Source organism: Corynebacterium sp. H128 (assembly GCF_037482625.1).
Classification (GTDB): domain Bacteria; phylum Actinomycetota; class Actinomycetes; order Mycobacteriales; family Mycobacteriaceae; genus Corynebacterium.
The window spans coordinates 301,798-314,400 of sequence record NZ_JBBHKW010000001.1 but is presented as its reverse complement, the minus strand read 5'-3'; the positions used below and the strand labels follow the sequence as shown (position 1 = coordinate 314,400).

Sequence of the window (12,603 nt, the reverse complement as noted above, 5' to 3'; positions counted from 1 at the left end):
CGGCAGTCTACTCCCCGCCCTTTTGGACGTAGGAACGCACGAATTCCTCGGCGTTGCTTTCCAGGAGGCCGTCGATCTCATCCAGGAGGTCATCCGTGCCTTGAGTGTTGAGCTGCGCCTGGCCGGCGACGCCAAGCTGGTCCTCGCCGTCGCGAGATGGCCCGGAACCATAGGTCTGTGGATTGGTCATGTCAGTCCTTTCTACCCTGTTAAATCTACGCTGCGCGGATCGTCGGCGGTGTACATATCCACCTCGGGCATTTCGATGCGCTCGGGGCCAGATTCGGTGGCCAACACGATGGCATCCCAGCTAGCCGCGAGCACCCTTTCGGAATGCTTGCTCATCATGGTGCCACGGGTATAAGCGCGGGTGTCGCGCGGCGGAAGGGTTTTAGCCCTGCGAATGTCCTCCTCAGTGACCAAGGTATGCATCCGCCCCTTGCGCACTAGCGCGTGGTAGAGGCTTTTGGCGGGGTCGATGTCGCAATACTGCAGGTCAATGAGCTGCAGCTTCGGGTCGTCCCAGCCCAGGCCTCGCTGCACAAATCCCTGCATCAGCGCGAGCTTGGCTGTCCAGTCCAAGAGATGAGCGGTGCTGAGTGGATCTCGTTCCAGCAGGTCGAGCACCTCACCCCACAGCGCGTGCACCTGCTTATCGACGTCCGTGCTAGGGGTCACTCGCTTGCGGTATTCCCCCATAATCTCTAGTGCAGTGAGCAAGCGCCCATCTCGCAACTTCAGCCGGTGCCGCAGGGTGAGGTCCCGGGAAATGTTTTGCACCTCTGCCACTGGCTCTTGTAGTGCTAAGTCTTTAAAGGACACGCCGGACTCAATGGCTGCTATTACCAGTGCCGTCATTCCCATTTTCAGGAAGTTTGCGGTCTGCGACATGTTTGCATCGCCAATGATCACGTGTAGGCGCCCGAAGCGTTCCTCGTCTGCGTGTGGCTCGTCGCGAGTGTTGATGATCCCGCGGTTGAGCGTGGTCTCTAGAGAGATTTCCGTCTCGATGTAGTCCGCGCGCTGGGAGATCTGGAAACCCGGCTGCTCTCCCCTAGCGCCGATTCCCACGCGGCCGGCACCAATAATTACTTGGCGCGTGACAAAGAACGGGATGAGCGCGGCCGCCAGCTGATCGAAGTCCGTCTCCCGGGAGTACAGGTAGTTCTCGTGGCTGCCGTAGGAGGCGCCTTTGCCGTCGACATTATGCTTGTAGATCTTCAGCTCCGGGCAGGGCGCGTGCCCATCCAGCGCGGACGTGTGCTGGGCGCTGAGCTCCGCCACCGCAGCCACGGCGTCCCGGAGGATGAGATCACCCGCGGCATCGTAAATGAAGGCATCCCACGCATTCGTCGTTTCCGGTGCAGAGTATTCCGGGTGCGCATGATCGACGTAGAAGCGCGCGCCGTTGCCCAGCACCATATTGGCCACGCCGACCGCGTTGGGATCGACCACCGGCACGGTGTGGTAGCGCTTGAGATCAAAACCGCGCAGGTCACGCAGCGGGTGCTCCGCCTCGTAGTCCCAGCGTGCTCGCCGTGCGCTTATCGACGCCGCATAAGCCACCACCACGTGCGTAGACGTAATGATGGGGCTCAGTAGCGGATCGCTCGGAGTCGCAATACCGTATTCCGTTTCCGTTCCCATGAACATGTTCTAACCTACAATCTGCGCTGCGATGACCTTGCCGCCGTGACGACCCGTGATTCGGGCCCACTCATCGGGTTTGGAGGTATTAGGCAAATCCTCGTTCTCCTTATTCTCCGTGTCGATAGCTTGAGCTAAGTGCTGCGCCGTTACCCCTGTTGTTTTGCCGGCAAGCTGATCCTTGATGGCGTTCTTCTTTGCGCGGTCCACGATGTTGGCGATCATCGCGCCGGAGACGAAGTCGCGGTAGTGCAGCACCTCTTTGTCCCCGTTCAGGAGGGTGAGCTCCACGAAGGGTTTCGGCTGGAATAGGTGGGTGACGGCGGCGTCGATAAGCGTGGCAGCTGGGGCGGCCAGCGGGATCTCATCAGTAACATAGCGGGCGAAAATGTCTCGTGCGCCCTCCTCGTTGGGGCGGCTGACGCGGATCTTCACGTCGAGGCGGCCCGGGCGTAGGATTGCCGGGTCGATGAGCTCCTCGCGGTTGGTGGCTCCGATGACGATGACGTTGGAGAGGGATTCGACGCCGTCGAGTTCCGCGAGCAGCTGCGGTACGACTGTGGTCTCCATATCCGAGCTCACGCCTGAGCCGCGTGTGCGGAAGATCGATTCCATCTCGTCGAAGAAGACTATGACCGGGCGGCCTTCGGCGGCAAGCTCCCGGGCGCGTTCGAATATGAGGCGGATCTGGCGTTCGGTTTCACCGACGAACTTGTTTAGCAGTTCGGGCCCCTTCACGTTCAGGAAGTAGGAGCCGCCTGCGATTCCGAGGCGCTCGGCCAGCGAATGAGCGACAGCCTTGGCGATCATCGTCTTGCCACAGCCGGGAGGACCATAGAGCAACACGCCCTTAGGCGGGCTGAGATCATACTGTTTGAACAACTCGGGGTGTGCGAAGGGTAGCTCCACGGCATCCTTGATGTGCTCGATCTGCTCGTCCAGGCCGCCCACATCGGCGTAGGTCACGTCCGGGACATCCTCCAGCGCGAGACGGTGGATCTCCGACTTCGGGATCACTTCGAAGGCGTAGCCACACTTGAGGTCCACCAGCAGGGTGTCTCCAGAGCGTGGCTTGCGCTCTTGATTCAGCAGGGCTTTGGCCAACCGCACGATCTGTTCATCACCGGCCTGATTCGCGACCAGCGCGCGATCCTTGCCGATGCGCTCGTTCAGCGTTGCCAGGATGCCCTCTTCGGTGTATCCGCAGGCCTCCACCACCACGGCGTTATCCCCCAGGCGTACCTTCACACCTGGCGCGAGCTGGGCTTTATCCATCATTGGATCGACCATGAGACGCATCTGGCGGTTTCCGGTGAACACCTCAGCGGCACGGCCCTGGTCCGCGAAATCGAGGAATACACCATAGGTCGACGGCGGGGTCTTAAGCCCTTCCATCTCTTCATAAAGGACCTGCAGCTTATCCCGACTCGCCTTGAGCAACTCGGCCAACTTAGTGTTACGGACGCTGAGCTCGCGGAGCTTATATTCCAAGCGCCGCACCTCGTTGGCCTGCTGGGCTTCCTCCGGGGTTGGGATAGTCATGGTTCTACCCTAGTTAATTGTCGAATTTCCACCCTCAAATGGAAGGAAAGGCCGGAAAACTTCCATACGGAGGTGGATTTTCGACATAGACGCCCCTAACACCCCAGGAAGCATGCTTTCGAATCGAGCTGTTCCCGGTTAAAGGTCACGTTCCCCTGGGTTCTTCCGGTCTTTTGCCCATTTGCGAGCCCAAATTGTGCCAACAATTGCTAGCACTATCAGGAGGATGACGACGCCAATGTAGATCGCTTCAGAAGGCATATATAAATTCCTTTCTATAGTAATGTCCTATGGCATCGCCAGTATAGCGAAACACTAGCGGCGCCCGCGGCGCTGTGGGCGTGGTGCTACGGTGCCGTCGGCAAGCCTGCGTGCCCAGATCAGGAATGCGGTGTGGGCGTTCATCCGGTGCTCGGGGCGGGTCGCTAGGCCGTCGACCTTCCACTCACGTACGAGTGATTCCCAGGCCTTTGGCTCGGTGAAGCACTTTTGCTCGCGGATGCCTTCCATTACCTTCATTAGCTGCGGCACGGTAGCGACGTAGGCCATGAACACTCCGCCGGGCATGAGGATCTGGGAGCAGACATCGAGGCACTCCCAGGGCGCGAGCATGTCCAGGATGATGCGGTCGACGGGCTGACCACCGAGGTCATCCAGGGTGACTTCCTGCAGGTCGCCGAGCCGTGGTGACCAATTGTCGGGGCGGCCACCGAACCAGCCGTCAACGTTGGATTCGGCGTACTCGAGGTGGTCCTCGCGGATCTCGTAGGAGATCAACTCCCCTTCTGGGCCAATGGCGCGCAGCAGCGCCATAGAGAGCGCGCCGGAGCCTGCACCAGCCTCGAGGACGCGAGCGCCTGGGAAGATGTCGCCCTCCACGAGGATTTGGGCGGTGTCCTTCGGGTAGATCACGGCCGCGCCGCGCGGCATGGACAAGATATGGTCTACCAGCAGGTGGCGGAAGCACAGGTATTGGGCGCCCTGTGCTGCTTCGACAACGGTGCCTTCGTGGCTGCCGATGATGTCATCGTGTTTGATGATGCCGGCATGCGAGTGCAGAACTCCCCCTTCTTCCAGGATGATCGTGAAGTGGCGTCGTTTAGCATCGGTGAGCTGGACGCGGTCGCCTGCCTGGAATGGGCCGGAGTATGCCATGTGGGGGCCTTTCTGTTGGATGTTTAGATCTTAGCGACTCAAGGTCAGGTAAGACAGTAGCGCCTGCTCGAGCCACGCCATGTCCTGCACATGCGCGAGCTCGCGGGCCGAGTGCATGGACAGCAACGGGATGCCCACATCGACCGTGTCGATACCCAGGCGGGTGGCCGTAATCGGCCCGATCGTTGAACCGCACGGGCTGTTGTTATTGCCGGCGAACACCTGGCTCGGGACACTCGCGGCGACGCAGGCTTGTTCCCACAGCGCGTGGGTGAGCGCGTTCGTGGCGTAGCGCTGGTTGGCGTTCACCTTGGCTACCGGGCCCTGGGCCAGCAACGGGTAGTTCACTGGGTCGTGGCGCGAAACGAAGTTCGGATGCAGCGAATGGGCCGCGTCGGCGGAGACACAGGTGGAGCGCGCGTACATCTGTTTGCTCTCCTCGAACCCTGCGCCCAGTGCGGCGGCGGTGCGGGACAGCACGTCTTCCAAGATCGGTCCCGCGGCCCCGGTGGTAGATGCTGAGCCGATTTCCTCGTGGTCAAAGGCGGCGAGCACCAGCACGTCGCTTGCGGAAGTAGTGGCAGCGAGGAAGGCCTCCAAGGAGGCGTAGACGCTGGATAGGTTATCCATGCGGCCGGCCGCGATGAGCTGCTTATCGACGCCAAACAGCGCGCCGCGTTGCGCATCCACGGTGATCAGGTCATGGCTGAGGATGTCATTCTTGTCCACGCCTGCAGCCGCCGCAACCACATCCAAAACTGAAGTGTCTGGGTGCCCCACGGCGAAGATTGGCTGCGTATGCGCCTGGCGATCCAGTTTGAGGTCCTCGTTGATGCTGCGGTCCAGGTGGATGGCCAGGTGTGGGATACGGAAGTCGCCCGCGGTGGCTACGTTTCGGGTGCTCCCGTCGCGAAGCACGATGCGGCCGGCGAGCGCTAGTTCTCTATCCAGCCAGGAAGCGATGATAGGCCCGCCGTATACCTCGACTCCCGCTTGTTGGAAGGCTGCGCTGCTCAGGTCCCCGCGCGGCTTGAGTTTGAAGCCCGGCGAGTCAGTGTGCGAGCCGATGATGCGGAAAGCATCCGGTTGAGCATCTGGGACCCACCACGCGAGTACGGCCCCGCCGCGGATCAGGAAATGGCCGCCCGGAGTGGCGGACCACGCCGTGGCCTCGTCCTGCTGCGTGAACCCGGCCGCCCTGAGTCGCCGCCCCACCTCGTGGGCTGCATGGTAGGAACTGGGGCTAGCTGCAATGAAATCCAGGAATGCTTCAGACATACTTCCCAGCTTGCCACGCCTGATCAAGCTGCACTAACAACTGATCCCGAGCGGGCTAAACTATCCCATTATGGCTTCAGCAAAACCACTCGCTCTCTCCCCTTCCCGCGCGTCTGATTACAAGCAGTGCCCGCTGCTCTACCGGCTCCGGGCCATCGACAGGCTGCCGGAACCCAGCACGGTTGCGCAGGTCAAGGGAACTTTGGTGCATGCTGTGTTAGAGGAAATGCACAAATTGCCGCGGGAGCAACGCACTTATCCAGCCGCGGTGAAGCGACTGAAACCACATTGGGCCCAGCTCACGGCGAAGTCCCCTGACTATCACGAGCTCGTCCCTGAGACGGAACTCTATGACTTCCTCGTCGAGTCCCGTTCTCTGCTGCGCGGTTACTTCGAGATGGAGAACCCCCAGGGCTTTGACGCCCACGAATGCGAGATGTACGTGGACGAGGTGCTGCCGAACGGCGTGCCGGTGCGTGGCTTCATTGACCGGGTGGACATTGCCCCTAGCGGCGAAGTGCGGGTGGTGGACTACAAGACGGGTAAAAAGCCTAAACCGCAGTGGAGCCAGGACGCGCAGTTCCAGATGCGTTTTTATGCCCTGGTGTACTGGCGACTCTTTGACACCATCCCAGCGCAACTGCGGTTGATGTACCTGAAGGTGATGGACTCGATGATCCTCACGCCATCGCGGGAGGAACTCGAGTACTTTGAACGTGACCTGGGCGAACTATGGGCCAAGATCGAAGGCGACGGCAAGGCCGGCAGCTTCCGACCGAAAACCTCCAAGTTGTGTGGGTGGTGTCCACACCAGAACCTTTGTCCCGCGTTCGGCGGAACACCACCTGAATACCCTGGTTGGCCGGGTAGCACCGCCGACTAGAACAGGCCAGTGATGCACCCCGTGGCATCGACGTCGATGCCTTCCGCAGCGGGCCGCTTCGGCAGACCTGGCAAGGTCATCACATCGCCTGTCAGCGCGACCACGAAGCCAGCGCCGATGCGCGGAACGAGTTTGCGGACATGCAGGGTATGCCCATTCGGGGCACCAAGCTGAGTTGGGTCATTGGAGAAGGAGTACGGCGTCTTAGAGATGCACACTGGCAGCCTATCCCACCCGTTTTCCTGGAGGTAGCGCAGATCCGCGGCCGCGGCGGCGCTGAACTGAACATCTGCGGCGCCGTAGATCTCCCGCGCGATAGTGCGCAGCGAGGCCTCCGTGCCTTCCGCGGGGTCATAGAGCGGCGCACTTCGCTTCTCGACGGCCGACTCCAGCACGACTCGTGCCAGTTCGCTTGCTCCTGCCCCGCCCTCAGCCCACACGGTGGTGAGCACGGCCTGCAGTCCGCGTTCGCTAGCCCAGTCTTGGACCCGCGCGATCTCGGCGGCGGTGTCATTGCTGAAATGGTTGAGCGCAATGACTGGCTGCACCCCGAACTTGGCAACGTTCTCGCAGTGGCGCCCCAAATTGGCCAAGCCACGCTCTAGTGCCACGAGATCTTCGGATGCGAGTTGATCCTTTGCTACCCCGCCGTTGTATTTGAGCGAACGGATCGTTGCGACGACGACTACCGCGTTCACCTGCAGCCCACCGGCGCGCGCCTTGATATCAAAGAACTTTTCCGCGCCCAAGTCGGAGCCGAATCCGGCCTCCGTGAGTACGACATCAGCATGTCGCAAGGCAGTGTCAGTTCCGATGAGTGAGTTGCAACCATGGGCGATGTTGGCGAAGGGGCCACCGTGGACGATAGCCGGGGTGCCTCCGAGCGTCTGGACGAGATTCGGGTTGATGGCGTCGCGAAGCAACGCGGTGAGGGCGCCGGTGGCGCCGAGTTCCGCAGCGGTTATTGGCCTGCGTTCGTATGTCTGCCCGACGACGATGCGAGCGAGCCGCTCTTGGAGATCCTTGAGATCGGTGGCCAGGCACAACACGGCCATGATTTCGGAGGCTGCCGTGATATCGAATCCGGCTTCGCGCGGGGTGCCGTGCGTGGGGCCGCCGAGACCGCTGACGATATTGCGCAGCGAACGGTCATTGACGTCGATGCAGCGGCGCCACGTGACGCGTCGCGGGTCAATGCCCAGCTCATTGCCCTGGTGGATGTGGTTGTCCACCATCGCAGCAAGGGTGTTGTTGGCAGCAGCAATGGCGTGCAGATCACCGGTGAAGTGCAGGTTGATGTCCTCCATCGGGACGATCTGTGCCTGTCCTCCCCCGGCGGCGCCGCCTTTGAGGCCCATGACTGGCCCTTGGGATGGTTCCCGAATCGCGACGATAGTGCTGTGGCCGGCGGCGCGCACGGCGTCGGCTAGCCCGATCAGGACGGTGGATTTGCCTTCGCCGGCTGGGGTGGGCGACATGGCCGTGACGAGAATGAGTGTGCCCTTGCGAGGTGTTGCGGGCATGGCGGCGACGTCGATTTTCGCTTTGCCGCGTCCGTAGCCAACCACGAATCGTGGATCCAATCCAGCGCGGTGCGCGATGGTGTCCATGGGCTCGAGGTGGTGTGCTCGGGCGATGTCGGCATCTGATGGATAAGTCATAAGACCCAATCTAATAAAAATGAGGCCCCACCACTGCAAAAGTGATGAGGCCTCGTATCGAAAAGGAATTTCCTAGAGCATGAAGCTACCGAATAGGAAGCCGAAGGCAACAGCGAGGGAAATCGCCAGAGTGCCTGGGATGATGAAGGAGTGGTTGAAGACGAACTTGCCGATCTTCGTGGATCCGGTGTCATCCATTTCCACAGCTGCAAGCAGCGTTGGGTAGGTAGGCAGGATGAACAGTGCGGAAACTGCGGCGAAGGAAGCAACTGCAACCAATGGGGAGACACCGACGGCGAGCGCTGCTGGGAGCAGAGCCTTGGCGGTAGCAGCCTGGGAGTACAGCAGTGCGGCGGCGAAGAAGAGAACCACAGCCAGCATCCATGGGTAGTCATTCAAGATGTTGCCGGACAGGCGCTTGATGTCCTCGATGTAGTGGTTGATCAGCGTGGTACCGAGCCAAGCAACACCCAGCACACAGATACATGCGGACATACCGGAACGGAACACTGGGGTTTGCAGGATGGTATCTGCCTTGATCTTGCAGACCAGGGTAATTACGGTTGCAGCACCGAGCATGATGGCCATGATGGCCTCGTTACGAGGGATCTTCGGATCGCTGATCAAGCCAACCTGGTCAGAAATAGCGGTTGCGTAGAACATCACCAGGATGATCGCGACGAGGAAGATGAGGACGGAAGCCTTAGCACCCTTGATTGGGGCGTAGTCGTGCTTGCCACTTGGTGGCTTAGAGGTGCCGTTAGCCAAACGCTCTTGGTAGATAGGATCATCTGCCAGGTCCTTGCCCAGGAAGTTGGTAACAAAGGCAGTGATGATGATCGCGATGAACGTGGAGAGCAGGAACACTCCGAGCATGGAGACATAGCCGACTCCGAGTGGTTCCATGATGGATGCCATGAAGACCACAGCAGCGGAGATTGGGGATGCGGTGATGGCCATCTGCGAAGCGACGACGGCGATGGACAGTGGACGGGATGGGCGGACGCCACCTTCCTTAGCCACCTCAGCGATGACTGGAAGAGTAGAGAATGCGGTATGTCCGGTGCCACAGAAGACTGTCATCAGCCAGGTCACGATAGGTGCCCAGATGGTGATTTGCTTTGGATTCTTACGCAGCGCCTTTTCGGCGAGGTAGACGAGGTAGTCGAGGCCACCGGCCTTCTGCATCGCTGCGATTGCTGCGATGACGGCCATGATAATGCCGATGACGTCAAAAGGAATGTCCTTAATCGTCACCGGGATACCGGTAAGTCCAAGCAACAGGACGCCAGCGCCACCGGCAAAGCCAATGGCAATGGAGCCCAAGCGCGCGCCAATGAAGATGGCCGCGAGGACAATGATGATTTGAAGTGCGAGCACTGGTCTTTCCCTTGGGTTAGGTGAGTTTCGCACGAATCTGGAATCGCCTTGCACAGCTCAGCGGTGGCATTTTTCGCGTGAAACTCGGTTGAAATGGTTTCACTGAAGATATTCAGTTATGGAAGAATGATGGGGTTTGAGCACGCCTTTCGGTAGGAGACCCAAGCCAATAAATCTCCTACCGATCGGCGTTACCCAAGGCGGGCGTCACTGCCAAACTAGGAACGTGACGCCCTAGTACGAAGCTTTTAGTCCTCGTACAGCTTTCCGCGGTACACAGGGTTCATGAGGTTCTCGGTGGAGAGAACTTCGTTGAGCTGTGCCTCGTCCATCAGTCCCTTTTCGAGGACAAGTTCGCGCACGGAGCGGCCGGTCTGAGCGGCCTCCTTGCCGATCTTGTCACCGTTGAGGTGGCCGATGAATGGGTTCAGGTAAGTAATGATGCCGATGGAGTTGTCGACGAACGCGCGGCAGACATCTTCGTTGGCGGTGATGCCCACGACGCACTTTTCGCGCAGTGCCTTGACAGCGTTGGTGAGCAGCGACAGGGACTCGAAGATTGCCTGTGCCAGTGCTGGCTCCATGACGTTGAGCTGCAGCTGGCCAGCTTCAGCGGACATCAGTACGCACATGTCGTTGCCGAAGACCTTGAAGCACACCTGGTTGACAACCTCTGGGATAACCGGGTTGACCTTTGCTGGCATGATCGAAGAACCAGCCTGGCGTTCTGGCAGGTTGATTTCGTTCAGGCCGGCGCGTGGACCGGAAGACAGCAGGCGCAGATCGTTACAGATCTTGGACAGGTTCATCGCGGACTGCTTCACTGCAGCGTGTGCGTGCATGTAGCAGGAGTTGTCGTAGGTTGCGACGAGCAGGTCTGGTGCGCCCTTGATCTCCAGGCCAGTGACCTCAGCAAGAGCAGCCACGATGGCATCCTGGAAGCCGTCTGGGGTGTTCAGGCCGGTGCCGATTGCGGTTGCGCCGAGGTTGGTGGTCAGCAGGATCTTGATGGCGTCTTCCAGGAAGTCAGCTTCCTCGATGAGGCCATGGCCGAATGCATGGAATTCTCCGCCCAGCGTCATTGGGACGGCGTCCTGCAGCTGAGTGCGGCCCATCTTCAATACGCTCTTGAACTCTTCGCCCTTAGCGTTGAATGCCTCTGCCAGCTCACGCAGTTCAGCGATGTAGCCGAGTGCGGCGTGGTAGATGCCGAGCTTCAAACCGGTTGGGTATGCGTCATTGGTGGACTGAGCCATGTTGACGTCATCGTTAGGGTTCAGGTCGTGGTAGGAGCCCTTTGGCTTGCCCATGTTCTCCAGTGCGAGGTTTGCAACAACCTCGTTGGTGTTCATGTTCATTGAGGTTCCTGCGCCGCCCTGGAAGGAGTCGGTTGGGAACTGATCCATGCAGCGTCCGTGCTCCAGAATCTGGTCGCAGGCCCATACGATTGCTTCGTACTTGTCCTTAGGAAGCGTCTTGCACTTGCGGTTGGCCATTGCAGTGGCCTTCTTTACCTGGACCATGCCACGAATGAAGTCTGGAACCTCATTGTGGGTCTTGCCGGAGATGGCGAAGTTATCCACGGCGCGCAGGGTGTGGATGCCGTAGTAGCAGTCGTTCGGAACTTCCATCGTTCCGAGGAGGTCTTCTTCGGTGCGGGTGCCTTGTGAGAAATCTTGTTCAGTCACTGGTTGTGTACTCCTTGTACCAGGTTGGTGCAGATTACATATGGTGGGCAGGTGCCCAAGTGTTTGGTTTTCCGGAACTGCTGTGCGGTTTCGGAAACGTTAAGTGTGAAATCGGAAATTGGGGTAGTTCTTAAGCTGGTTCAATAACTAATAATAGCGATCCTATGTGAATTTCCCAATGCAATTCCAACAGGAAGCGCGTTTCTAATTGTGGCATTATGCACGTTTTAGGTGTGGAACTTTTATGGATGTCAAAGCGATAGCTTTTAACAATCGAACGTTGATGAATGCTGCAGGTGACGTGTTTCTTAAGCGGACTTTGGGCAGGCCAAATATCGCTTAACCTTATTTTCCCTTAAGTGCTGCTACCTCAAAGTAGGGGTACTTCCGTTTTGCACTTGAAAGGCACGTAAATCCGCTGGCTGCCACCTTTGATTCCCCCTACTCATTGCGAGAAAAACCGTTAGCAGCACCGCTGACTCGGTGTGTTGCTAACGGCTAAGAAAAAGTTCCTTGCGAACTTACATGCGGGCGATCCGGATCTGCGATGCCAAAATCGCCTTTGCTCCCAAGAGTGAGAGTCGGTCCATGATGGAGTTCGCTTCCTTGAGCGGCACCATCGCGCGTACCGCTACCCAGTTCTCGTTCGCCAGTGGTGACACCGTCGGACCGGAGAGACCAGGGGTAATGGTGGTGGCTTCTTCCAGTAGGCTGCGTTCGATGTTGTAGTCAATCATCAGGAAGTTCTGCGCGTGCAGGATGCCCTCCATGCGGCGCAGGAACACCCGGTGCGTATCAGTGAGATCGATGCCTGCGCGAGCCACCACGACGGCTTCCGAGTCACAGATGACGGGGCCGAAAGGCTCCAACCCCTGCTTACGCAGCGTGCGGCCGGTGGAGACGACATCAGCAATCGCGTCGGCCACACCCAGCTTGATTGAGATCTCGACGGCACCATCGAGCCGGATCACCTCCGCAGTAATCCCCCGGCTCTTGAGGTCCTCTCGTACCAGGTTCGGGTAGGACGTAGCCACCCGCAGACCTTCCAACAACTCAACGGACAGCGCAGCGCCACGTGGGCCGGCATAGCGGAAGGTGGAACCACCGAAGCCTAGTGGCATTACTTCCTGGATCTTTGCCATGGAATCGGCGGCCAGGTCACGTCCAGTGATACCGAGATCCAGGTGCCCTTTCGCTACATAGATAGCGATGTCTTTGGGGCGCAGGAAGAAAAATTCGACATCATTGGCCGTATCCAGGACCGTTAATGCCTTCGGATCGCGACGCTCCTCGTAGCCAGCCTCGTGCAGAATCTCAACCGCACGCTCAGACAATGAGCCCTTGTTTGGAACAGCAACTCTCAACATAG

General features: G+C 59.2%; 11 protein-coding genes. 1 reads left to right on the top strand and 10 read right to left on the bottom strand.

The genetic code is table 11. The annotated features are described in order from the left end of the window. Positions 1–7: 7 nt before the first annotated feature. The 6 genes from WG915_RS01465 to WG915_RS01440 form a co-directional block, all read right to left on the bottom strand. Complete coding sequence (locus WG915_RS01465) at positions 8–190, bottom strand: ubiquitin-like protein Pup (protein WP_339563583.1); 183 nt, start codon at positions 188–190, stop codon at positions 8–10. A gap of 11 nt (positions 191–201) precedes the next feature. Continuing rightward, the gene (dop, locus tag WG915_RS01460; protein WP_445227755.1) at positions 202–1,653 is read right to left on the bottom strand and encodes a depupylase/deamidase Dop; all 1,452 of its coding nucleotides are present in this window, start codon (positions 1,651–1,653) and stop codon (positions 202–204) included. 3 nt (positions 1,654–1,656) lie between these two features. Next, positions 1,657–3,189 carry a proteasome ATPase gene (gene arc / locus WG915_RS01455; RefSeq protein ID WP_339563581.1) on the bottom strand — a complete coding sequence of 511 codons (1,533 nt, stop codon included), beginning with the start codon at positions 3,187–3,189 and terminating at the stop codon, positions 1,657–1,659. Between the two features lie 138 nt (positions 3,190–3,327). After that, on the bottom strand, positions 3,328–3,450 hold the full coding sequence (locus WG915_RS01450) for a hypothetical protein (protein WP_339563580.1): 123 nt from the start codon (positions 3,448–3,450) through the stop codon (positions 3,328–3,330). A gap of 54 nt (positions 3,451–3,504) precedes the next feature. Next, positions 3,505–4,344 carry a tRNA (adenine-N1)-methyltransferase gene (locus tag WG915_RS01445; RefSeq protein ID WP_339563579.1) on the bottom strand — a complete coding sequence of 280 codons (840 nt, stop codon included), beginning with the start codon at positions 4,342–4,344 and terminating at the stop codon, positions 3,505–3,507. A gap of 30 nt (positions 4,345–4,374) precedes the next feature. Continuing rightward, entirely contained in the window at positions 4,375–5,622 is a 1,248-nt protein-coding gene (locus WG915_RS01440) for a M18 family aminopeptidase (RefSeq protein WP_339563578.1), read from the bottom strand. A 70-nt stretch (positions 5,623–5,692) separates the two neighbouring features. On the opposite strand from WG915_RS01440, the gene WG915_RS01435 reads away from it, so the two are divergent. Beyond that, complete coding sequence (locus WG915_RS01435; RefSeq protein WP_339563577.1) at positions 5,693–6,505, top strand: RecB family exonuclease; 813 nt, start codon at positions 5,693–5,695, stop codon at positions 6,503–6,505. Here WG915_RS01435 and WG915_RS01430 read toward each other — a convergent pair. The 4 genes from WG915_RS01430 to hisG form a co-directional block, all read right to left on the bottom strand. Then, positions 6,502–8,166 carry a formate--tetrahydrofolate ligase gene (locus WG915_RS01430; RefSeq protein ID WP_339563576.1) on the bottom strand — a complete coding sequence of 555 codons (1,665 nt, stop codon included), beginning with the start codon at positions 8,164–8,166 and terminating at the stop codon, positions 6,502–6,504. The genes WG915_RS01435 and WG915_RS01430 overlap by 4 nt on opposite strands. 72 nt (positions 8,167–8,238) lie before the next feature. After that, positions 8,239–9,546 carry an anaerobic C4-dicarboxylate transporter gene (locus WG915_RS01425; RefSeq protein ID WP_339563575.1) on the bottom strand — a complete coding sequence of 436 codons (1,308 nt, stop codon included), beginning with the start codon at positions 9,544–9,546 and terminating at the stop codon, positions 8,239–8,241. Positions 9,547–9,794: 248 nt separating this feature from the next. Then, the gene (gene aspA / locus WG915_RS01420; RefSeq protein WP_339563574.1) at positions 9,795–11,234 is read right to left on the bottom strand and encodes an aspartate ammonia-lyase; all 1,440 of its coding nucleotides are present in this window, start codon (positions 11,232–11,234) and stop codon (positions 9,795–9,797) included. Positions 11,235–11,755: 521 nt separating this feature from the next. Then, positions 11,756–12,601, bottom strand: a complete 846-nt coding sequence (hisG, locus tag WG915_RS01415; protein WP_339563573.1) for an ATP phosphoribosyltransferase — start codon at positions 12,599–12,601, stop codon at positions 11,756–11,758. Positions 12,602–12,603: the final 2 nt, after the last annotated feature.